We start from the raw sequence: 22648 nt of genomic DNA on the forward strand, positions 1-22648 counted from the left end.
CGATGTTCCAGCAGGACCTCGATCCCGTCGCCCATTCCCTCGCCTGGAGTTCACTGGTCGCCGCGCTGCCGCTGCTCACGCTGTTCGTGCTGCTCGGCGTCGTGCGCATGCGAGCGTGGACGGCCTCGCTCGTCGCCCTCGCCGTCGCGCTGGCGGTGGCGATCTGGGCGTACGGCATGCCGGTCGGCCAGGCGGCCCTGGCCGGGACGGAGGGCGCGGCGTTCGGCCTGTTCCCGATCCTGTGGATCGTGATCAATGCGATCTGGGTCTACACGATGACCGTGGAGACCGGCCACTTCGACGTGCTGCGGCGGTCGTTCGCGCGGGTCAGCGACGACCAGCGGATCCAGGCGATCATCATCGCGTTCTCGTTCGGGGCGCTGCTGGAGGCGCTCGCCGGGTTCGGCACGCCCGTCGCGGTCACCTCGGTGATGCTCATCGCGCTGGGGTTCCGGCCGCTGCGGGCGGCGGTGCTGGCGCTGACCGCGAACACCGCGCCGGTGGCGTTCGGGGCGATGGCCACGCCGATCCTGACGCTCGGGAAGGTGACGTCGCAGTCCAGCGACACGCTGGGCGCGATGGTCGGGCGGCAGACACCGATCCTCGCGCTGTTCGTGCCGCTGGTGCTGGTGAGCATCGTCGACGGGCGCCGTGGCGTCCGGGAGACCTGGCCGGCCGCGCTCGGCTGCGGGGTCGCCTTCTCGATCGCGCAGTACGCCACGTCGAACTTCGTCTCGGTCCCGCTGGCCGACGTGGTCGCCTCCCTCGTGTCCGCGGCGGCCGTGGTGGCGATCGTGCGGCCGCGCCTGCGGCCGGAGAGGCAGGCGGTGGTGGCGGGCGGCGCGGCGGACGAGCCGACGCCGGAGTTCGCCCGGCGAGTGGCCCACCCTGACGAGCCGCGGGAGGTCCTGCGGGCCTACCTTCCGTACGCGATCATCATTCTGGTCTTCGTCGTCTGCCAGATAACGGCGGTCAAGAACGCCCTCGGCAAGACGACGCAGATGGTCCAGTGGCCGGGTCTGCACCTGGTGAACGCGGCGGGCAAACCGCTGTCCCTGCCGACCTTCACGCTGAACTATCTGACGACTCCGGGCACCCAGATGCTCGCCGCCGGACTGTTGACCATGATCATTTTGCGGATATCGGTCCGCCGCGCGCTGCGCGCCTATCGGGACGCGCTGGTGCAACTACGGTGGGCCATCCTCACGGTGACCCTCGTTCTCGCGCTGGCCTTCGTGATGAACGCGTCCGGGCAGACGATCACATTGGGCACCTGGATGGCGGGCGCCGGGGGATTCTTCGCGTTCCTCTCCCCCGTCCTCGGCTGGCTCGGCACCGCGGTGACCGGCTCGGACACCTCCTCCAACTCGCTGTTCGGCGCGCTCCAGGTCGCCGCCGCGGGCAAGGCCCACCTGTCCCCGGTGCTGCTGGCGGCAGCCAACAGCTCCGGCGGCGTGCTCGGCAAAATGGTCTCCCCGCAGAATCTGGCGATCGCCGCGGCGGCGGTCGGACTGGACGGCCGGGAGGGCGACATCTTCCGCCGAGTGATCATTTGGAGTCTCGTCTTTCTGGGCGGGATGTGCGTCCTCGTACTATTGCAAGCGAACGCCATTCTGGACTGGATGGTGCCCTGACCATCCGTCATCGCCGCGGTAATTCTCCCCTTCGACACACTTTGCTATCTTTCAACCTCATCAATCGCACGGGGGCGAGCCCCAGGCCCGCCCCGCGTACGAGCCAGCGACCCGGGAGATCAATGCCAGCGAGCCACCGCTCACACCGGCGTAAGAAGGCCAGGAACACCGCCCGCCTCGCCATCGCGGGCGGTGTCACAGGCGTCGTCGGAGTGGTCGCCGTCGCCGGGTTGATGTTCATCGTCCGGGCGCACGGAACCAGCACCGAGAGCGAGCCGGGCACCGTGGCGGCCACGACGAAGGCCGGGGCCCGGCCCGCGCACAGTCGTACGCTCGCCCAGCTCAAGCTCGGCCCGAAGCTCGACCTGACCACCCCCGACGGCTACCTCTACGACATCGCCGCGGTCGAGGCCGGCACCGACGACAAACCGCTCTCCGGGACCAAGACGCCGCCCCCGGAGGGCGCGACCCTCGCCTACGTCGACTACGTCATCACCAACACCGGCACCGATCCCGCGCTGCTCGACTTCCCGGCCGACCTGTTCGTCAAGCGCTCGGCCCTGCCGGACAGCGTCGCGGCCACGGGCCGGTGCATGCCCCAGCCGGGCGCGCCCTCGGACATGTGCACGCTGCCCGACAGCACCGAGGTCATCGACACGCTCGGGTTCGCACCGCCCAAGTCGCAGGAGGGCGACCAGTACATCCCGGCCGGAGCGAGCTACCTGGTCAGGGTCGCCACCGACATGGGCGTCAAGAAGGGGATCCAGCGGGACGACCTCGGACTGTACGTCTGGAACCCGCGCTTCGTCACCAACCGCCAGGCCGTCAAGGTCGAGTTCCCGTGATCCCTCTGAGAGTTCCATGAGAAATACGTCCCGTCACCGGCCGCGCCGGTCGTCCGCCCGCTGACCCCCGGTACCGTCGGATCGTGCGCATCCTGGTCGTGGACGACGAGCCCGCCGTCCGAGAGTCGCTCGCCAGCAGCCTCGCCTTCGAGGACTACGAGGTCGAGACCGCCGTCGACGGGCTTGACGCTCTGGAGAAGCTGGACGCCGTCAAGCCCGACCTCGTCCTGCTCGACATCCTCATGCCCCGCCTCGACGGCCTGACCACCTGCCGCCGGCTCCGCGCCCGCGGAGAGACCGTCCCGGTGCTCATGCTGACCGCCCGGGACACCATCGGCGACCGGGTCACCGGCCTCGACTCCGGCGCCGACGACTACCTCGTCAAGCCGTTCGAGCTCGACGAACTCCTCGCCCGGGTCCGCGCGCTGCTGCGGCGCAGCGTGCTCGCCTCCCGCTCGGCGGACCCCGGCGACGTCATGGAGTACGCCGGCATCCGGATGAACACCCTCACCCGGGAGGTCACCCGCGACGGCCGCGCCCTCGACCTGACCCGCACGGAGTACACCCTCCTGGAGATGTTCCTGTCGCACCCGCGCCAGGTGCTCACCCGCGAGCAGATCCTCGAGACGGTGTGGGGCTTCGACTTCGAGCCCGCGTCCAACTCCCTCGACGTCTACGTGATGTACCTGCGGCGCAAGATGGGCGACCCGCGCCTCATCCACACCGTGCGCGGCGTCGGCTACGTCCTGCGGGAACCATGATCAAGCGGTTGTCGCTGCGCGCCCGGCTGTCCGTGCTGACGAGCCTGGCCGTCGCCGTCGCGGTCGCGGCCTGCGCCATCGGCTGCTGGTTCATCGTCCGCGACCAGCTCATGAACCAGCTCGACGGGTCGCTGTCCGGCCCCCGGACAGGCTTCGGGCCACCAGGCCCCCACGGACCGCCGCGCCGGGGGGCCGTCTCCGTCGCGAACATCTGCCAGCGGACGGACAGCGGTGGCGATGATCCGGGCCGGGACTTCGTGCCCACGATGCATGTCGTGTGGGCCAACGGCACGTCCTGCAGCCCGCAGGACACCACCGACCCGCTGGTCCAGACCGCCAGTGACCTGGACGTCGCCCGCGGCCAGCGCGATCTGGTCTTCCGGGACGGCCGCACCGAGAGCGGCGTCGCCATGCGGGTGTTCACCCGGCACGACCCTGAGGGCGCGGCGGTGTCCATCGCCAAGCCGCTGGGCCCGGTCGACGAGAAGCTGGACAGCGTCACCGTGCTGCTGGCCATCGTCTCCGCCGTCGGAGTGGTCGGCGCGGCCACCGCCGGCCTGCTCATCGCCCGCGCCGGGCTGCGGCCGGTGGACCGGCTCACCGGCGCGGTGGAGCACATCGCCCGCACGGAGGACCTGGCCACCACGATCCCGGCCGACGGGCACGACGAGATCGCCCGGCTGAGCCGGTCGTTCAACAGCATGACCCGCGCCCTGGCCAGCGCCCGCGAACGGCAGCAGCAGCTGATCGTCGACGCCGGGCACGAGCTGCGCACGCCGCTGACCAGTCTGCGCACCAACATCGACCTGATGCTGCGCAGCGAGACCACCGGTCGGCCGCTGCCCGCCGCCGACAAGCAGAAGCTCCTCACCAACGTCAAGGCGCAGCTGCTCGAGCTGTCCCACCTCGTCGGCGACCTGCTCGACCTGTCCCGGCCCGAGTCCGCCGCCGGCGTCCGGGTCGAGGAGGACGTCGCCCTGCACGAGGTCGTCGACAAGGCCGTACGCCGCGCGCGGCTGCGCGGTCCCGGCCTGCACGTCGACGCGGTCGTCTCCCCCTGGTACGTCCGCGGCGACGCCCCCTCCCTCGAGCGGGCGGTGGTGAACCTCCTCGACAACGCCGTGAAGTTCAGCCCCCCGGACGGCACCATCGCCGTGCGGCTGGACGGCGGCCGGCTCACCGTACGAGACCACGGGCCGGGCATCCCGCCCGAGGACCTGCCGCACGTCTTCGACCGCTTCTGGCGCTCCCCGTCCGCCCGCGGCCTTCCCGGCTCGGGCCTCGGCCTGGCGATCGTGGCCCGCGCGGTCGCCGAGGCCCGCGGCGAGGTCCGGCTCGGCCCCGCCGACGGCGGCGGCACCCTCGCCTGGCTCCGCCTGCCCGGGCATGCGACGCCCCCGGACGGCGCGGAGCCGGACGACGACGAGCCCTGGGTCAGCGCCACGAACACGCGCGATCGCACCTGAGGACGAACCGCGCGTCGGCGCCGCGAGCAAGGGCGAGCGCACGTGAGGACGAGTCGGCGCCGCGAGCACAGGTGACCGCACGTGAGGACGAGTCGGCGCCGCGAGCACAGGTGACCGCACGTGAGGACGAGTCGGCGCCGCGAGCACAGGTGACCGGCGCCTTAGGACGAGCCGTGGGCCGGCGCCGGGAACGCGCGCGACCGCAGCGCCGGAGATGACGCCGCCCGCGGCGGCCAGGTGTGCTGACACTCTCGCGTGCCGGGACCGGCCGCTCGGCCGTCGATGAGAGGCGGATGAGAGCCGGTTTCTCATCCGGGCTTAAGAAACGGCTCAGGCGGCTCCCACGATGAGTCGCGAGCTTGGTCACCATGAGCGAGCTGACGACTTCTGTGGATCCCCCGGGGTCCGGGCCGGCGCGCGGCGAGACCGCGCGCTCCGGGCTCGGCCCGCTGGACCGGCTCCCGGGAATCATCGACGAAGAACCCCGCGACCCGCTCATCGAGGTCGCCATCCCCGTCTACAACGAGGCGCACGTGCTGGCGGCCAGCGTGCGCCGGCTGCATGCCTACCTGCGCGAGACGTTCCCGTACCGCTTCGTGATCACGATCGCCGACAACGCGAGCACGGACGGGACCTGGGACGTCGCCGAGCACCTGGCGCTGGAGATCCCCGAGGTCGACGCCGTGCACCTGGACCGGAAGGGGCGCGGCCGGGCGCTCCGGCACGTCTGGAGCACGAGTGTCGCCGACGTGGTCGCCTACATGGACGTGGACCTGTCCACCGACCTGCACGCCTTCCTGCCGCTGATCGCGCCGCTGGTGTCCGGCCACAGCGACCTGGCGATCGGGACCCGCCTGTCCCGGGGTTCCGCCGTCGTCCGAGGGCCGAAGCGGGAGTTCATCTCCCGCACGTACAACCTGCTCCTGCGCACGACGCTCGCCGCCCGCTTCTCCGACGCGCAGTGCGGGTTCAAGGCCGGCCGTACCGAGATCGTGCGGGCGCTGCTGCCCGCGGTGGAGGACGAGGCCTGGTTCTTCGACACCGAGCTGCTGCTGCTCGCCGAACGGAACGGCCTGCGGATCCACGAGGTGCCCGTCGACTGGGTGGACGACCCCGACAGCCGGGTCGACGTCGTCCGGACGGCAGTGGACGATCTGCGCGGCATGGCGCGCGTGGCCCGCCGGGTCCTGTCCGGGGCGTTCAACGTGCCGGTCCCCGCCCGTACGCGGGACGCGCAGCTGCCGACCGGCATGCGCCGGCAGCTGCCGAGCTTCGCGGTCATCGGGGTCATCAGCACCGTCGCCCAGCTCGCGCTGTACGCGCTGCTGCGCTTCTTCATGCCGGTCATCGCCGCCAACGTCGTCTCGTACTTCCTCGCGGCCATCGCCAACACCGCCGCGAACCGCCGGTTCACCTTCGGCGTCCGCGGGCGGCAGCGCGCCGTACGGCACCAGCTCGAAGGCGGCGTCGCGTTCCTCGTCGGCCTCGTCGTCAGCACGGTCGGCCTGGCCGTCTTCGATACCGTCGCGCCGTCCGCCCCTCGCCTGGCCGAGGTCGGCGCCCTGTTCGCGCTCAACCTGTTCGCCGCCGTCATACGCTTCGTCCTGCTGCGCGCCTGGGTCTTCCACCCGCGACGCGCCGCCGAGGAGACGGAGCCCGTCCTGCAGGAGCAGTCCCGTTGACCACCCAACTGTCCGAACCCGCCGGTACGCCCCAGGCGCCGCCCCGGAGCCGACTCGGCCGTCTCGCGCTCGGCCCCACCGGTGACCCCGCGTGGACCCGTCCCGCTCTCTGGGCGGTCCTCGCGCTGGCCGCCGCGCTGTACGGCTGGGGGCTGTCGGCCGGCGGGTACGCCAACAGCTTCTACTCGGCGGCCGTCAAGAGCGGCGCCCAGAGCTGGAAGGCGTTCTTCTTCGGCTCGATCGATTCCGCGTCGTTCATCACGGTGGACAAGCCGCCGATGGCCCTGTGGGTCCAGGAGATCTTCGCCCGGGTCATCGGGTTCGGCACGTGGAGTCTGCTGCTGCCCGAGGTCATCATGGGCGTCGCTGCGGTCGCCGTCGTGTACGCCACGGTCCGCCGCGCCTTCGGACCGGTCGCGGGCGTCATCGCCGCACTGGTGATGACGCTGACGCCGATCACCGTGGCGATCAACCGGGACAACAACCCGGACACGCTGCTCGTCCTGCTGCTGGCCCTGGCGGCGTGGGCCTGCCAGCGGGCGCTGGAGTCCGGGCGGCTGCGCTGGCTGCTCGCCTCGGCGTTCTTCGTCGGCTGCGGGTTCAACACCAAGATGCTGCAGGCGTACATCCTGCTGCCCGCGCTCGCGCTCGCGTACCTGCTGTTCGCGCAGGGCGGGTGGCTGCGCCGCATCGGGCACCTGCTCGCGGCCGGGGCGGTGCTCGCGGTGTCCACGTTCTGGTGGACGGTCGTGGTCGACCTGATCCCCGCGAGCAACCGCCCCTACATCGGCGGCAGCACGGACGGCACCGCCTGGGACCTCGCCATCGGCTACAACGGCATCGGCCGGATCACCGGTAACGAGGGCGGTGGCGGCGGACGCGGCGGCCCCGGCGGCGGGGGCGGCGGAGGCGGTCCCACCTTCTCCGGGCAGTCCGGCGTCGGCCGCCTGTTCAACGAGATCCTCGGCGGCCAGATCTCCTGGCTTCTGCCGTTCGCCGCGATCGTCCTGGTCGCCGGCCTGGTCCTCTACTGGAAGCGGCCTCGTACGGACCTGGCGCGCGCGGCGCTGGTGATGTGGGGCGGCTGGCTGGCCTTCCACTTCCTGGTGTTCAGCTTCGCCAGCGGCATCATGCACCCGTACTACACGACGGCCATGGCCCCGGCGATCGCCGCGCTGACCGGGATCGGCGCCGTCGAGCTCTCCCGCGCGCGCAGCCGGGGGTGGAGCTGGGTGCTGCCCGCCGGAGTCGCCGTCACCGGCATCTGGGCGTTCGTGCTCCTGCGGCGTACGCCGAACTGGAACCCGTGGCTGGCCTGGACCGTCGCGGCCCTCACCGTGGTCGCCGTGCTCGGCCTGCTCGCCGCCCGCCTCGGCAGAGCGGCGCTCGCCCGCATGGCGGTGCTCGCCGGGGCCGTGGGCCTGGCCGCCGGTCTCGCCGGACCCGCGGCGTACGCGGTCTCCGCCGCGAGCAGCCGGGCCAACGGCAGCAACCCGACGGCCGGCCCCAACACCGGCGGCATGGGCTTCCCCGGCGGCGGACGGATGGGGGGAGGTGGGCAGCTGCCCGCCGACGTCCGGAAGATGCTGGAGGAGCGCGGCGGCTTCCCCGGCGGCGGTTTCCCTGGCGGAGGCTTCCCGGGAGGGGGTCAGGGCGGTGCCGGAGGACAGAACGGCTCCGGTGCCCCAGGGGCCCCGGGCGGCGGGCAGGGCGGTACCGGCCAGATGCCCGGTGGCCGGAGCGGGTTCCGCGGCGGCCCCGGCGGGGGCGGTCCGGGCGGCGGCGAGCTGAGCTCCCAGATGATCTCCTACCTGGAGAAGAACCAGGGAGGCGCCACCTGGCTCGTCGCGGTCAGCAACTCGCAGAGCGCCGCATCGATCATCCTGCAGACGGGCAAGCCGGCGATCTCCATGTTCGGCTTCTCCGGCAGCGACAAGGCGATGACCGCGCAGAAGCTCCAGGAGCTGGTCAAGGCCGGGAAGCTGCACTACGTGATGACCGGTGGCGGGTTCGGCGGGGGCGGACGGGGCGGCCCTGGCGGCGGCAACTCCGAGGTGACCTCCTGGGTCACGAAGAACTGCACCGCCGTGCAGCCTTCGGAGTACGGCGGCTCCTCCTCGACCGCGAACGGCTCTACGCAGACCACCGGGTCCTCCCTCTACCGCTGCGGTTAAGGGACATCGCGGGCCCGGGCGTCTCTCGGCTCCCGGGCCCGCGACCTCTAGCTCCTCCAGCTCCAAGTGTCCACCGCGCACCTTGTCGACCGAACGGCCAAGGCCACGACTGCGCGTTGATGACCGCCCGGGTCAATTCGTCCGGATCGGCGGCCTCGACCAGCCGCGATCCGCCGGGTACATCCACCAGCGCCCACCACACCCGGGTGTGCCTGCCGAACCAGAACACTAAGCCCGGAAACCGGCCCCGTAGCACTGCTGAGGGATCAGTGTTCACGACCGCTCGCCCGGCGCTGCGTCGAGCTTCTTCAGGTACTTGGCGATTCTCGCTGCCGCGCCTGCCGGGTCGTCCGCATGGTGGGCCCGGTCGTCCCGCCGCCAGACGAACGACTCCCCGGATGGATCGACCTCGATCCATACCTTGCGGAGCGCCAAGCCGCCCCGAACTGACAGTGCGGGCCGCGCATCGCTCAGCCCCACGTGTACCCCGAGCTTGATCAGTTCCCGACACAGATCGACCAGGACCATCAATGCTCGATCATGGTTTATCTCTTCCACTTCTGCCTCTCGACGTATTCCGGGTGGGGCGTAGGAAGTTCAGCGATCACATGCACGGTTCCCGGACGGCGGCTCATATGACGCGGTGAATGATGGACTGGGAAGACGGCAACACAGCGCACGAGCCTGGCGTTCCGCTCTGTGTGCGCAGTCCGCCGGACCGGCCAGGCTGCTGTCTGGCATGTTTGGGCGCACGAGTCGCCTAAATCTGCATTAATTCCCATTGATTGAGCAACCGGGCCCTCCCTGAGAGTGGTTCGCAGGACGGGACCAGGAAATCCGTTACGGCTAGCCACCGGCACCCAATAGAGCGGTCAAGACGGTCAACCCTGATGGGCTGCCAAAAGACCGGATGCCTATTACCGTGGGTTAGAGATGCTCACGGTAAGGGGGAAGGCTTGTCCGAGCCCAACGAGGTGCTCAGCCGTTACCTGCTCATGGCTGGCTGGAACCCCAAAGTCTTCGCCCGGAAGATCAACAAGCTGTGCGGATTCACAGCGGTCGCCGAGACGGCTCCGTACTACTGGCGAGATGAAGGCGGCGTCCCTCACCCTCCGATTCCGCAAGTGGCAGCCCACGTGCTGTCTCAGGAGCTCGGACGTGCGATCACCGTCGAGGAACTCTGGAAGGGAAGAGCTGCCGGCGTCGGCTTGTGGATCAGCGCGGACGCGGGGATGGACGATCCGTGGACGATTGAGGCTACCGCTCAGCTGATAGAGGAATGGCTGTTAGGGGGCCTGATGGACCGCAGAACCTTCCTGGCGGTCAGCGGCCCCGCCCTCACCGGCCTTGCCTGGCAGTACCTCGGCATCGGAACCGGAAGGCTCGCCGCCGCCACGGCCGGGGGTCGCGTCGACGACCCGCTCGTCGATCAGATCGAGGAGAGCATCCCCAGACTGCAACGCTTGGACGACGCTTTCGGCGGTGGGCGACACCTGGACTACATCGGTGCGCAGTTCCGCACCGTTGGGCTGCTGATCCGTAATGCCGCCGACGATCGAGTACGACGCCGCCTGCTGATCGCCTTTACTGATATCGGACAGCTCGCTGGCTGGATGGCTCTCGACGCCGGTAAGCCGGGTCTATGCCAGCGCTACCTCTTCACAGCGCTCCGGGCGGCTCACGACTGTGGCTACGGGAGCATGGGCGCCCACATTCTCGCCGATCTGGCTTACCAGTCGGCATCGCAGGGCGACGCAGCAGACGCGGTTGAGCTCGGAGAAGCAGCCCTGAAAGCGGCATCGGATGCACCCGCGAGTGTGCGAGCCGCTGTGATGTCCCGCCTCTCATACGCCTACGCCGTCGCCGACCGGCACCGTGATTTCGAGTACGTACGGCAACAGGCTTTGCACGTGCTGGCCGAGAGGGATCTCGCCAAGGATCCCGCCTGGCTGTACTACCTGACGCCGGGCCACCTCGACGCTCAGGCCGGCTATGGGCTCGTCCACCTTGGTCGACTGTGCATGCGAACCGAGGACAAGCGACGTGGGCGACGGCTTATCGCCGAGGGGGAGACCCTGCTGAGAGCCGAGAGCGCCTACGACCGTCCTCTTAATGATCCGCAACCACGCCGAGCACTGCATGAGGGTGCCTGGCTGTCGCTGGGCTGCGCCGCACACGGCCGGCTGGAAGAGGCCTGTGACTTGGCCCGTACCGCGATCAAGCGGTTGGACCGGGTTCGATCGGCTCGCAGCTTGGCGCTCCTCAAGCAGTTGGCGGATGACCTTCGCCGACGACAGCGCAATGAGTACGCGCGTGACTTTCTCCCCGAGTTGGAAGCCGCCCTGGCGCGTCACGCCGCCTGAACTACCGTTGGATCGTGGCGGACGTGATAGTGATCGGCAGCGGGGTGTCCGGTCTGACGACGGCGGTTCGTCTCGCCGAGACGGGCCGCAAGGTCGTGATCTGGACTGCCCAGCCACCGCACCGAACCACGTCAGCTGCTGCCGGCGCCATCTGGGGTCCCTACCTCGTCGAGCCCTGGGACAGGGTCCTCGAATGGAGTCGTCAGAGCTTGATCGAGTTCAGGAAGCTGGCTGAGGACCCGAGAACCGGCGTGCGTATGACCACCGGAATCGAAGCCTCCCGCCGGCCGATGGCAGAGCCGCCGTGGGCGTCCCTCGTCCCCAACATGGAGCGTTGGGGAGACCTCCCGAACGGCTTCGTCGACGGCTTCCGGTACACCGTCCCCGTGATCGACATGCCGGTCTACCTTTCCTACCTTCACCAACGGCTCGTCACCGCGGGCGGGACGATCGAGATCCGGCCCGTACACACGCTGGAAGAAGCCCCTGTCGCCGAAGCCGTCGTCAATTGCTCTGGGCTGGGCGCGAAGGAACTAGTACCGGATCATGATCTGCGCCCGATTCGCGGAGAGATCGTGATCATCAAGAACCCAGGAATTGACGAGTTCTTCTCCGAAGACACTGGTCTGTCCGCTGAACTCTGCTGCATATACCCCCATGGCTCAACGGCCGTCTTGGGCGGTACGGCAGAAGACAACGACCTGGGTGGAGGCCGTAACGCCAACCGCGCACGGAGCATCGTGGCTCGTTGCGCCGCCGTCATCCCTGCTATCGCGGACGCGCAGGTCATCGACCATCGCGTCGGCTTCCGTCCCACAAGACCATCCGTCCGAGTCCAAGAGACCGCCGTATCAGCCGGCGCTCGCTTGATCCATAACTATGGCCACGGAGGAGCCGGCGTCACCCTCTCCTGGGGATGCGCCGAGGCTGTCTCCCGAATCATCGATGATCCCAACTAGGGCGCCGGCAGGTCATCTCTGTCATCTCTCAGTGCCGCGGCAACCAACGTTGGTCGCGTATCGACAATATTGATCCATTCTCGTCGTGTAGGCGAGCGAGCAACTTTCCCCGGGCTGCGGCCGAAGCGAGACCCGACATAACGCCTGGATGTCGCCGACGGGTGAGGCCCCTTGTTTTGCGGTATGCCCTCAGGCGGGAAAGTTGCCGCGTGGCGAGAAAGCGCAGAACGAGGGCAGTCGCCCCGGACGGAAGAATGTCGCGTAATCCGCTCCGGTGAGGCATTCGGGGTGGATCTTGTCGAGGTTCCGATGTGGCTCAGGCGTCTCGCTGGAGTGCATACCGGCGCACGACCGGCGCCAGGTAGTCCACGTGCGTACCCTCCAGGTCCGCCACCTCATGGCCTGGGACCCGACGCAGGGCGTAGTGCCGGTAGGTCACTCGCGCCCAAGAGAGGACAAGACTGTGCGGCCTCTCCCACTCAATTCCCGCACACGCCACCACTGGACCGTCGAACAGGCTCGGGTTGGCCTGGACCGCTTGGTCCCATAAGCGGTCCCTGGCCGCTTCGTCCCTGGGCGACAGTGCAGCGCTTCGACCTCCAGCAGGCGAAGCCGGTCACGTCGAAGAGGTCAACATCCACAGGGAGCAGGGTCCCGGTCATCGGCCCATCGTAGGGGCGGCCGTCACCGGAGGCGAGAGAGCCATCTGCGGACGAGCAGCGGTTCGGCTACTTCCGGAAGCCGACGTCGGTCCAGATCGGGTCGCTGAGGCCGAAGGCGCCCCAGTTGGCGAGGGAGGCGCGGACCGGGACGATCCGCGGGCGCTGGTACAGCGGTAGCGAGTGGACCTCGTCCCAGATCATCCGGTCCGCCTCGTTCGCCGTGCGCCGGGCCCGTACGGGGTCGAGTTCGCCGACGGCCTTGGCGAGCGTCCGGTCGAGCCGGGCGGAGCCGATCCGGGCGAGGTTCTGCCGGACGATATCGCCGCGCGGCCGGGCGTACACCGACTCCAGGTTGGAGATCGGGAACGGCGTGCCGTGCCAGGTGAACGGCGCGAGGTCGTAGGCGCCCGGCACGAGGTACCGGTCGAAGAAATCGCCGTCGGGGACCGGACGGAGCAGCAGGCGCACGCCGACCTCGCGCAGCATCGCCTGGATCAGCTCGCCGCTCTGCCTGCTCACCGCCGCGCTCTCCGGGAAGAGGTAGCGGAGGGTCAGCGTCCGTCCGTTCCTCCGGCGGACTCCCCCGGCCGGGGTCCAGCCCGCCCGGTCGAGCAGCCGCCGGGCCCGGCCGGGGTCGTACGCTCCCACCTGCCCGGCGTTGTCCCGGTAGCCCTGCTGGGTGTTGACGTACACGTGGTCGTTCATGACGTCGGCGCGTCCGCCGAGGCCGCGCAGTGCCGATCGGGCGACGGCGGCGCGGTCGATGGCCGTCGCGACCGCCCGGCGTACGTCCGGGTCCGACAGCATCGGGCCGGCGCCGTTGAAGGTGAGCTGGACGAAGTCCGGCCCGGCCGCCCGCCGCACCGACACGCCGGCGGTCCCCGCGACGCGCCGGTACGCCGTGGCGTCGGCGCCGGCGTCGAAGCCGTCGATCTCACCGCTCAGCAGGGCGCCGGGCATGGCGTCGCGGGCGAGGTGGCGGAAGACGATCCGGTCGAGTCTCGGTCTGGCGCCCCACCAGGCCGAATCTCGGACGACCGTGACGGCCTCGGCGGTCCGGTCGATCCGTTCGAGCCGGAAGGGCCCTGCGGTGACGGGGAGCCGGTTCAGCCAGGCGTGGTCCCACCGGTCCGGCGTGCCGATCGTCCTGGCCGGGTAGAGGGGGCTGAAGAGTTCGCGCCATTCGCCGAACGGCCGGGCGAAGGTCACCACGACCTGCCGGTCGTCGCGCCCGCGTCCGACGCTGCGGATCCGGTCGTACCCGGTGGAGGTGGCGATCGGGAAGGCCGGGTTCCGGCCGCGGGCCGCCCGCCAGAGGGCCTGGAAGTCCCGGTAGCCGATCGGCGTGCCGTCGGACCAGCGGGCCTTCGGGTTGATGTCGTACACGACGACCTGGTGCGGGCGTGTCCGGGCGATCCGCGCGTCGGCCAGGTAGTCCGGGTCGGGGCGGACCGCGCCGTTCGCGTCGCCGCGGAACAGCCACGGCATCGTCGTGCGCAGGACCGTGACCGCGTCGAGGTTCGGGCCGCCGAGGTGCCAGTAGTTCCACTGGGTTCGGAACTCGGCGGTCGCCAGGCGGAGGGTGCCGCCCTCCCGTACGGCGGCACGCGGTGCCCGGCCGATGTCGTACGGGGTGAGGGCGGGCGGCGCGCCGGGACGGGCATCGGTGCAACCGCTCAGGACGATGAGGACGGCCACAAGTCGCATGAGCGTCATCCGCGCTCCCGGAACGGATTCGATGCGCCGCGCAGCCCGGCCCCGGCCAGGTCGACGGCGAGCAGAATGAGGACCAGCAGGATCACCGGGGGCAGGAACAGCCACGGGAAGACGGTCGCGGCCGGTGCTCCGTCGGCGAGGAGCGTGCCCAGGGAGACGTCCGGCGGGCGGACGCCGAAGCCGAAGTAGGACAGACCCGACTCGCCGACGACGGCCGCGCCGGTGTTCAGCGTGGCGTCGGCGAGCAACAGCGACGTCAGGTTCGGCAGCAGGTGGCGAAGGACGATCCTCGGTGCCGACGCGCCGAGCTGGCGTGCCGCGAGGACGTACCCCTCGTCGCGCAGGGAGCGCGTCGCGGCCCGGACCGCTCGCGCCGTCATCATCCACATCAGGCCGGTCAGCAGGAGGGCGGTCGCGACCTGCCCGGTGAACGCCCGCGACACCACCGCGGCCATCAGGAACGGCGGGAACACCAGCAGCAGATCGGTGACCCACCGCAGGAGACGGTCGGCCCACCCGCCGACGTATCCGGCGGCCGCTCCCGTGACCGCGGCCAGGCCCGTCGCGCCCGCCGCCACGAGCAGGCCGATGACCAGCGACCGGCGGAGGGCGCGCAGCGCGACCGCGTACACGTCCCGGCCGCTCGCCGTCGTTCCGAGCCAGTGATCCGCCGAGGGCGGATCGCCGAACGCGGTGACGTCGACGTCCGTCCAACTCCACCGGGTGAGGTACGGCCCGGCGCCCGCGAGCACCCCGAGCAGTGCGAGCAGAGCGAACCCGGCCAGGGGCCGTCCGTACGTCCTCACGCGTGGGACCTCGGGTCGAGGACGGTGACCGCGAGGTCGGACAGCAGCCCGGTGCACAGGACCACGACGGCGGCAAAGCAGCAGTACGCGGCGACCGCGTTGACGTCGCCGCGATGGATGGAGTCGATCAGCCACTCCCCCATGCCGTGCCAGCCGAAGACCTTCTCGGTGCAGGCGGCCCCGGCGAGAAGGGTCGCGCACCCGTACGCCGACAGCGGGACCACGGGGATCACCGCGACGCGCAGCGCGTGCCGGATCAGCGCTCTGCGGCGGGTCAGTCCCTTGGCGACGGCGGCCCGGACGAAGGCCGCGCCGGCGGTGTCGCGCAGGGTGCCGCGGAGGTAACGGCCGACGACGGTGGCCCGGCCGAGTGCGATCGTCAGCGTCGGCAGCACGAGGTGCTGGAGGCGTTCGGTGAGGTGGTGCGGGGACCCGCCCGTGCCGCCGGGGGTGTACTCGCCCGTCCAGGCGAAGATCCTCGTTCCGGTCCGGGAGTTCACCCACTGCGCCGCCGCCTGGGCGAGGACGGCCAGGACGACGGCGGGGACGGCCAGGACCGTGAAGGTGCCGGCCGTGACCAGGCGGTCGACGTGCCGGCCGAGTGTGCCGACGACGCCGAGCACGGCCCCGAGGACGTTACCCAGAAGCACGCCCGCCAGCAGCAGGCGCAGGCTGGCACCGATCCGCCGACGCATTTGCACCCCGGCCGGAGTGCCGTCCAGGGTGGCGCCGAGGTCGCCGCGCGGCACACCGGACACCCACGTGAGGAAGCGTGTGAACAGCGGCGTCCGGTCGTTCGCGTTCAGCTCGTCGAGCCGCTTCTCGACAGCGGAAGGCGGCGGAGGCGGATTGCGCGCCTCCAGCTCCGCCCGGGGGTCGAGCGCCGTGGCGGCGAGGAGGTAGGCGAGGCCGACCGCGACGGTGACGAGGAGCACCTGACCGGCCAGCCTGCGCAGCAGGACGCCCGCCATGGACACCTCCTCCGCGAATCGACCCGACCACGAGAAGTTATCGACTCATCACTCTTCGCGCAGGCAATCACCGAGATGTCCGCAGGCACGCCGATCGGCGGGTGGAGCCGCCGCCCCACCCGCCGCCGCCTCAGCTCCTACGGTCGGCGGCCCGGCGCACGGTCACGCGCGCCACTTCAACGCAGTTGCCGCCGTTGCCGCCGCTGCGCGCGGACTTGCGCCACGTCGCCACCTCGACGCACGCGCCGCCGTTGCCACTGCTCCGGGTCGACTTTCGCCAGATCACGTCCATTTCTTGGCCACTTCCTTGATGAGGTTGAGAGATGCCTGACGCGGGAGCGCCTCGGCTCGAAGGCACTCCCACATCCGTTTCACGATCGCCAGGTCCTCCGCGCTCTCGGCCAACTGGCCGTACAGCGCGGTGTCGAGGTACACGAACTCGTCCCCGTCCATCGTCGCGATGACGAAGGGCCCGGCGAGGCCGGCGTACGCGCCGGCGTCCCTGGGGATCACCTGGACGACGATGTCCGAGCGCGTCTCGCACAGCTCGACGAGATGCATGAGCTGCTCGTGCATGACCGTCGGCCCGCCGATGGCCCGGTGGAGAACGCCCTCGTCCACCACCGCGACGAACATCGGCGGGTCGTCGCGGGTGAGGATCCGCTGGCGTTCCAGCCGGGTGCGCACCTGTGTCTCGATGTCCAGCGACGCCGGCTGGCCGCTCTTCTCGAACACTGCGCGGGCGTAGTCGGGAGTCTGCAGCAGCCCCGGGACGAGGAGCGCCTCGAACCAGTTGAGGGCCGTCGCCTGTTCTTCGATGATTCTCCATCGGTCGAGCCAGTCTGGGATCAACTCGCGTTCGACGAGTTCTTTCAGCAGCCGTTTGAGCGCCCCGCCGGTTTCCAGGGCGTCGTCGCAGCGTTTGACGAAATCCGTTTTCGGTTTCCGTCGCGCGGTCTCCACCATCCCGACGGCGGACTCCGAATAATTGATCGCCTGAGCCAGCTGAAGCTGGCTCATCTTCCGATACTCACGCCATGAACGTAACTCAGCGGCGAAGTACTCCAACCAGGTACGGCCATCATTGAACCTCACAGCTCCCTCACAACCGCCTCACAGACCGGGCGCTCGCGCTCACGGTAACCGGGTCTTTGGGTCGAGACTACGTCTCTCCAGGTAGACGTGGGAGGGGAAATCTCTCACCGTCAGGAAGGCGTAAGAGATGCCATCTTCACCTCATTCGAGCTGCATGCTCATCGCCGCACTGCCAAGTGCGGCGGGGCGTGCCCGGGCGTACACGCGGTGGGCGTTGCGCACCTGGCGGCTGGAGACCATGATCGAGACTGCGGAGCTCCTGGTCAGCGAGCTGGTGACCAATGCGGTGAAGGCCACCGGAGGCCTCAATGGCTCCCTGCGCGCCGGGCGGAGCGAGACGGGTTCGTCGATCTACCTCTGTCTATCGACGTTCTCGGAGAAGCTGCTGATAGAAGTGTGGGACAGAAGTGACGAATCACCGCATAGACGCACAGCCTCGGACGATGACGAGAACGGCCGCGGACTCGTTCTCGTCCAGGCCCTCTCGAAGGACTGGGGATATGAAACGTTGCACTCGGGTGGAAAAATCGTATGGTGCGAGTGCCTGATTCTCGAGTGACGACCGGAGCTCCCCACAGCCCCTCACAGCAGATCGCGATCGCGCTTCAAGCGGCACGCCCGTACGACCACAGCGAAATACAGCTTTAGCGACTTATTTCGATAAGATGACGTCAATCGCCGACGGAGACCCCGCGAAAACGACAGGCCTCGCACAATAACGTGCGAGGCCTGTCATTTCCGCAAGGGCCGGCACTTGAGCCCGGACTCGCGAAGCGGCTTGGCCGTCCAGTTCCAGAAGTGAAGGGCTTCAGTCGAGGAGGAAGGCCGCGATCTCGGCGTGCTGGTCGCGGGCGGGGCCGTCGAACGCGGCGAGCCACTGGGCGCGCTTGTAGTAGCGGTGCAGTACGTGCTCCCAGGTGAAGCCGATGCCGCCGTGCCCCTGGATGGCGTTCTCGCAGGCGAAGACCGCCGCCTCCGCCGCGAAGGCCTTGGCCGCGAGGCAGGCCTGGCGTGCCATCGGGTCGTCCTCGGCGACGCACCACGCCGCCCAGTAGGCCAGCGAACGGGCCTCCTGGAGCCGTACGTAGACGTCGGACGCCTTGTGCGACACGGCCTGGTAGACGCCGATCGGCTTGCCGAACTGCTTGCGTTCCTTGGCGTAGGCGACGAGCAGGTCCAGCGCGCGCTGGGCGACGCCGACCGCTTCCAGGGCCGCCGCAGCGTACGCGCGGTCGCGGATCCGGCCGAGCAGTTCCGCGGCGGCGTCCCCGCTCGCCAGCGGGCGCGCGGGGGCGCCGTCGAACCGTACGGTCGCCAGCCGCCGCGTGCCGTCCAGCGTGCGGTGCGGCGTGACCGTGGCCGCGGAGGCCTCCACGGCGTAGAGCCCGTCGGCGGCCGTGACGACGAACAGGTCGACCGTCGCGCCGTCCGGCACGAGGATCTTCTCGCCGGTGAGCCGCCCGCCGGAGACCGTCGCACGGGCCGGGTCCAGCAGCCCCTGCGGCACGCCCGGCTCGGCCCACGCCAGCGTGGCCGTCAGCCCGCCCTCCGCGACCCGCTTGGCCGTCTCGTCGTCGAGCGCGGGAGCCGCGAGGACGGCGGTGGAGAAGTACGGCGCGGCGAGCGGCCGGTAGCCGGTCTCCTCCAGCAGCACGGCCTGGTCGAGGAAGGTCAGCTCGGCGTCGAGCCAGCCCATCTCCGCGAGCTTCGGCCACACCTCGGCGTCGACGCCGGTCTCGGAGTCGGCGAGCCGCGCCAGATCGACGTCGTCATAGCGGTCGGCGAGGAAGTCGCGGGCGAAGCCGCGCAGCTGCTCCTGCTCTTCGGAGAACGCGAAGTCCATGATCAACGTCCCTTCGGCAGGCCGAGGACCCGCTCGGCGATGATGTTGCGCAGGATCTCCGAGGTGCCCGCCTCGATCGTGTTGCCCCGGGCCCGCAGCTGCCAGTACTGCCAGAACCCGTTCCACGGCGCCTCATCGCCGGTGACCTGGGCGTGCAGGCCGAACACCGACTGGGCGAGCGAGGTCAGACGCTGGTTGGCCTCGCTCCAGGCGAGCTTGACGCCCGACCCCTCCGGGCCGGGGATCCCGGTCTCCAGCAGGGTCGTGAGCGCCCGGTAGTTGGTGAAGCGCAGCGACTGCATCTCGATCCACTCGCGGGCCACGGCGTCGCGGATCAAGGGGTCGTCGGCGGGCCGCCGGCCGTCCGGACCCGGCTGCCGTACCAGGTCGACCAGGTGGTTGACCATGCGCTCGAGCTCCGCGGACAGGGCGAAGCCGAGCGTGCCGCGCTCGTGGAGGAGCGTGGTCATCGCGACCTTCCAGCCGTCACCGGGCCGGCCGAGGATCGACTCGCGCGGCACCCGGACGTCGTCGAAGAAGATCTCGTTGAACTCCGGGTCGCCGGTGATCTGGTGCAGCGGCCGTACGGTCACGCCGGGCGCGTGCATGTCGACGATGAGGTACGACAGCCCGGCGTGCTTGGGCGCGTCCGGGTCGGTACGGACGACGAGGATGCACCAGTCGGCCTTATGCGCGTAGGACGACCAGACCTTCTGCCCGTTGACCACCCAGTGGTCACCGTCGAGGACGGCGCTGGTGCGGCCGGCGGCCAGGTCGGAGCCGGAGCCGGGCTCGGAGAAGCCCTGGCACCAGATCTCCTCGCCCGACAGCAGCGGCTTGAGGTAGCGCTGCTTCTGCTCGTCGGTGCCCCAGGCGATGATCGTCGGGCCGGCCATGTTCAGGCCGATGACGCCCGGGTGCCCGGGGGCGTCGGCGCGGGCCGACTCCTCCAGGTAGATGGCCTGGTAGGTCGGGGACAGGCCGCGGCCGCCGAACTCCTCCGGCCAGGTCAGCCCGACGTAGCCGGCCGCGTAGAGCCGGCCGCCCCACGCCCGCTGCTCGTCGAAGTCGCCCCGGCCCCCCTCGATCGCGCGGCGGGACGCGTTCTCCTCGAGCCATGAGCGGAGCTCCGCGCGGAACGCGGCCTCCTCGGGTGTGTCGCGAAAGTCCACGCTGCCTCCTACATGCCGATCGCCCGGCAGTACAGCCGGGTGAGCTGTTCGACGTCGCCGTCGTCGTGGGGCCGGCCGAGGACGTACCAGGTGTACGCCGTCCGGCCGATCATCGTCGCGAGCGCGACCGCGGCCGTACGCGGGTCGACGTCCTCGGGGACCAGGCCGGCCTGCTGCCACTCCCGGATGGCGCGCTCCTGCCGGTCGTAGAAGACCCCCCACGCCCGCAGGTACGTCTCGCGCATCGCCGGGGAGAACGTGGCGACCTGCTCGAAGACCGCCATCAGCCGGGCGTTGTCCCGGTAGGCGCGCAGGTAGGCGCGGTTGGCACCGGCGATGCGCGCCGTGGGGCCGTCGCCGTTCAGCGGCTCGGCCCGCATCACGGCGAGCAGGCCGTTCAGCATCTCGTCGATCAGCTCGGCGAAGATGGCGTCCTTGTCGGCGAAGTGCGTGTAGAAGCTGCCGTACGCGACGCCGGCCCGGTCGCAGATCTCACTGATCTTGGCGTCGAGGAAGCCGCGCTCCTCGAACACCTCCCGGGCGGCCGTCAGCAGCGCGGCGCGGGTGCGCTCGGCGCGCGCCTGGCGCTTCACGGGGGTCATGGCGCACATCGTAACCGAAACCGATTCGGTAATCGACAAGTCGGCGCGCTCACGTGTGACACGACAGCGCCGCCCGGCGCGGTGATGCCGGGCGGCGCGATGGTACGGGGTCGTGCGGGCGAGGCGACGCGGAGTTTCGGGCCGGGAGTGCCGGCGGCGCAGGAGCGCTGAATGACTCCCCGAATGCGCCCGGGGCCCGGGGCCGGGTCAGGAGCCGGCGGGGACGGGTGCGGGAGTGTGCCGTTCGGGAGCGTTTCCCGACCGGACCCGGCGGTTGCGCAGCGCTCCGGCGCCGATCAGGAGGAGACCGGCCGCGGACCAGACCAGGAGGACCGTGAGCGGGCCGCCCGCCCGTGCACCGTCGAAGAACGCGGCCGACCTCAGGAGCGTGCCGCCCGCCCCGGCCGGCATGTTCTGGCCGATCGTCCCCCACGGCCGGGGCAGCAGCTCAGGGGCCGAGGTGACGCCCGAGAGGGGGTTGGCGAGAAGCATCATGATGGCCACGCCCAGGACGATCCCGGCCCGGCCGAGCAGCGCGGCGAGCCCGGCCAGGGTGCTCGCCACCGCGAGGCTGGTCAGCCCCACCACCCCGGCGACGGCCACGTACGAGCCCGGCACCACCGACAGGCCAACCGCCAAGATCGTGGCGGTGAGGAGCCCCGCTCCGGCCGCGAACACCACCACGCCGATCCCCCGCCATTCCGCAGAACCGACCAGCAGGGTCAGCAGGACCCCGCAGGCAATGCTCGAAATGACGAGCGGCAGTACGAGAGCGCCGAACGCGGCCCCTCGCGGGTCGTCAGGATCCGCCGGTACGACGTCCTGTGGGGCCGGCACCCGGACTCCGGACAGTTGCTGGGACATCTGGGTGAGCAGCTGCGCGACGGTCGGACTCGCGGCGGAGGCGACGAGCACCCGCGGCCCGCTCTGTGTGACCACGATGGCGCCGTACGCCTCTCGGTCGGCCAGTGCCCGCCGGGCGGCGGCCTCGTCGGGCCGCCGCTTCACCTCGAACGCCCCGGGGTGCTCGGCGTCGAGTCGCTGCGCGACGGAGGCGCCGGCCGAGGCGGGGCCGGCCACGACGATCGACACGTGGCGGGGCGCGATGTGAGCAGCAGGCCAGGCGAAGGCGGTCACCATGAGCGCCTGCACGGCAACGGCCACCACCCCCACGAGGACGGCGCGGAGGGAGGTCTTCATCGTCCAACTCCAATAAAGCGGATGTTCGTTCTTTTACGGCCTCACCATCACAGCGCTCGTCGGTTTTGTCAAAACGAAGGCTCGTTTTACTATGGGCCCATGCCCAAGGTCAGCGAGGAGCACCTCGAACAGCGCCGCCAGCAGATCCTCGACGCGGCTCGGCTGTGCTTCGGCCGCAAGGGCTTCCACCAGACGTCCATGCAGGACGTCTTCAAGGAGTCGGGTCTGTCGGCGGGCGCCGTCTACCGCTACTTCAAGAGCAAAGAGGAGATCATCCGCGCCATCGGGGCGGAGAACCACGGCATCATGGCCGGCCTGCTGAAGGAGATCCTCAGCGAGGACACCCTGCCCTCGCTGGACGAGGTCATCGGCCGGCTCGTCCAACGGATCGAGACCCTGCTGGTGGACGACGGCGCGCTCTGCGTCGCACCTGCCATATGGGTCGAGGCGATGTACAACCCGGCGGTCGGCCCGGTCGTCCGCGAGCTGTTCGACGACACCCGTCAGTGGTGGGTGAAGCTCGCCGAGCGGATGCGCGACGCGGGACGCCTGCCCGCCGACGCCGACCCCTGGTCCGTCGGCGCCACGCTGTTCTGCCTCATGCCGGGCTTCATCCTCCAGCGACTCACCATGCGGGACATCGACGCCGACACCCTGCGCGAGGGCATCCGCGCGCTGACCGGAGGCTGATGTTCCT

General features: G+C 70.2%; 20 protein-coding genes. 10 read left to right on the top strand and 10 right to left on the bottom strand.

The window, feature by feature from the left end:
- The first annotated feature begins 2 nt into the window (after window positions 1–2).
- The 6 genes from ABEA24_RS15945 to ABEA24_RS15970 all read left to right on the top strand — a co-directional run bounded on the left by ABEA24_RS15945 (window position 3) and on the right by ABEA24_RS15970 (window position 8562).
- A complete protein-coding gene (locus ABEA24_RS15945; protein WP_345431605.1) occupies window positions 3–1634 on the top strand; it encodes an L-lactate permease in 1632 nt (543 codons plus the stop codon).
- A 122-nt stretch (window positions 1635–1756) separates the two neighbouring features.
- Window positions 1757–2479, top strand: a complete 723-nt coding sequence (locus ABEA24_RS15950; RefSeq protein WP_345431606.1) for a hypothetical protein — start codon at window positions 1757–1759, stop codon at window positions 2477–2479.
- A gap of 89 nt (window positions 2480–2568) precedes the next feature.
- Complete coding sequence (locus tag ABEA24_RS15955) at window positions 2569–3240, top strand: response regulator transcription factor (protein ID WP_425551203.1); 672 nt, start codon at window positions 2569–2571, stop codon at window positions 3238–3240.
- The gene (locus tag ABEA24_RS15960) at window positions 3237–4706 is read left to right on the top strand and encodes a HAMP domain-containing sensor histidine kinase (protein WP_345431608.1); all 1470 of its coding nucleotides are present in this window, start codon (window positions 3237–3239) and stop codon (window positions 4704–4706) included. Before ABEA24_RS15955 ends, ABEA24_RS15960 begins: the two co-directional genes overlap by 4 nt.
- Before the next feature lie 368 nt (window positions 4707–5074).
- A complete protein-coding gene (locus ABEA24_RS15965; protein WP_345431609.1) occupies window positions 5075–6388 on the top strand; it encodes a bifunctional glycosyltransferase family 2/GtrA family protein in 1314 nt (437 codons plus the stop codon).
- On the top strand, window positions 6385–8562 hold the full coding sequence (locus ABEA24_RS15970) for a glycosyltransferase family 39 protein (RefSeq protein ID WP_345431610.1): 2178 nt from the start codon (window positions 6385–6387) through the stop codon (window positions 8560–8562). Before ABEA24_RS15965 ends, ABEA24_RS15970 begins: the two co-directional genes overlap by 4 nt.
- Window positions 8563–8835: 273 nt before the next feature.
- Here ABEA24_RS15970 and ABEA24_RS15975 read toward each other — a convergent pair whose 3' ends face one another.
- Window positions 8836–9093: a hypothetical protein gene (locus ABEA24_RS15975; RefSeq protein ID WP_345431611.1), complete on the bottom strand. Its 258-nt coding sequence runs from the start codon at window positions 9091–9093 to the stop codon at window positions 8836–8838.
- 425 nt (window positions 9094–9518) lie between these two features.
- Here ABEA24_RS15975 and ABEA24_RS15980 point away from each other — a divergent pair, with 425 nt between their 5' ends.
- On the top strand, window positions 9519–10925 hold the full coding sequence (locus ABEA24_RS15980; protein WP_345431612.1) for an NsdA family TPR-like regulatory protein: 1407 nt from the start codon (window positions 9519–9521) through the stop codon (window positions 10923–10925).
- Window positions 10926–10939: 14 nt separating this feature from the next.
- Window positions 10940–11884 (top strand): FAD-dependent oxidoreductase, encoded by a 945-nt coding sequence (locus ABEA24_RS15985; RefSeq protein ID WP_345431613.1) that lies wholly within the window; start codon window positions 10940–10942, stop codon window positions 11882–11884.
- A 728-nt stretch (window positions 11885–12612) separates the two neighbouring features.
- On the opposite strand, the gene ABEA24_RS15990 is transcribed toward ABEA24_RS15985, so the two are convergent.
- The 5 genes from ABEA24_RS15990 to ABEA24_RS16010 form a co-directional block, all read right to left on the bottom strand.
- On the bottom strand, window positions 12613–14262 hold the full coding sequence (locus ABEA24_RS15990) for an ABC transporter family substrate-binding protein (RefSeq protein ID WP_345431614.1): 1650 nt from the start codon (window positions 14260–14262) through the stop codon (window positions 12613–12615).
- Complete coding sequence (locus ABEA24_RS15995) at window positions 14259–15068, bottom strand: ABC transporter permease (protein ID WP_345431615.1); 810 nt, start codon at window positions 15066–15068, stop codon at window positions 14259–14261. The genes ABEA24_RS15990 and ABEA24_RS15995 overlap by 4 nt, the downstream gene beginning before the upstream one ends.
- Complete coding sequence (locus ABEA24_RS16000) at window positions 15065–16039, bottom strand: ABC transporter permease (protein WP_345431616.1); 975 nt, start codon at window positions 16037–16039, stop codon at window positions 15065–15067. The genes ABEA24_RS15995 and ABEA24_RS16000 overlap by 4 nt, the downstream gene beginning before the upstream one ends.
- Before the next feature lie 130 nt (window positions 16040–16169).
- Window positions 16170–16331 (bottom strand): DUF397 domain-containing protein, encoded by a 162-nt coding sequence (locus ABEA24_RS16005; protein WP_345431617.1) that lies wholly within the window; start codon window positions 16329–16331, stop codon window positions 16170–16172.
- Window positions 16322–17134 (bottom strand): helix-turn-helix domain-containing protein, encoded by an 813-nt coding sequence (locus ABEA24_RS16010; RefSeq protein WP_345431618.1) that lies wholly within the window; start codon window positions 17132–17134, stop codon window positions 16322–16324. The genes ABEA24_RS16005 and ABEA24_RS16010 overlap by 10 nt, the downstream gene beginning before the upstream one ends.
- Window positions 17135–17288: 154 nt before the next feature.
- On the opposite strand from ABEA24_RS16010, the gene ABEA24_RS16015 reads away from it, so the two are divergent.
- On the top strand, window positions 17289–17693 hold the full coding sequence (locus ABEA24_RS16015; protein WP_345431619.1) for an ATP-binding protein: 405 nt from the start codon (window positions 17289–17291) through the stop codon (window positions 17691–17693).
- A gap of 249 nt (window positions 17694–17942) precedes the next feature.
- Here ABEA24_RS16015 and ABEA24_RS16020 read toward each other — a convergent pair whose 3' ends face one another.
- From ABEA24_RS16020 to ABEA24_RS16035, 4 genes are all read right to left on the bottom strand, one after another.
- A complete protein-coding gene (locus ABEA24_RS16020) occupies window positions 17943–18977 on the bottom strand; it encodes an acyl-CoA dehydrogenase family protein (protein ID WP_345431620.1) in 1035 nt (344 codons plus the stop codon).
- A 2-nt stretch (window positions 18978–18979) separates the two neighbouring features.
- Window positions 18980–20149, bottom strand: coding sequence for an acyl-CoA dehydrogenase family protein (locus tag ABEA24_RS16025; protein ID WP_345431621.1), 1170 nt, complete (start codon window positions 20147–20149; stop codon window positions 18980–18982).
- Between the two features lie 8 nt (window positions 20150–20157).
- Window positions 20158–20751: a TetR/AcrR family transcriptional regulator gene (locus ABEA24_RS16030; protein ID WP_345431622.1), complete on the bottom strand. Its 594-nt coding sequence runs from the start codon at window positions 20749–20751 to the stop codon at window positions 20158–20160.
- Between the two features lie 207 nt (window positions 20752–20958).
- Window positions 20959–21951: an ABC transporter permease gene (locus ABEA24_RS16035; protein WP_345431623.1), complete on the bottom strand. Its 993-nt coding sequence runs from the start codon at window positions 21949–21951 to the stop codon at window positions 20959–20961.
- Between the two features lie 99 nt (window positions 21952–22050).
- On the opposite strand from ABEA24_RS16035, the gene ABEA24_RS16040 reads away from it, so the two are divergent.
- Window positions 22051–22641, top strand: coding sequence for a TetR/AcrR family transcriptional regulator (locus ABEA24_RS16040; RefSeq protein ID WP_345431624.1), 591 nt, complete (start codon window positions 22051–22053; stop codon window positions 22639–22641).
- Window positions 22642–22648: the final 7 nt, after the last annotated feature.

Source organism: Actinoallomurus vinaceus, assembly GCF_039542055.1.
Lineage (GTDB): Bacteria > Actinomycetota > Actinomycetes > Streptosporangiales > Streptosporangiaceae > Actinoallomurus > Actinoallomurus vinaceus.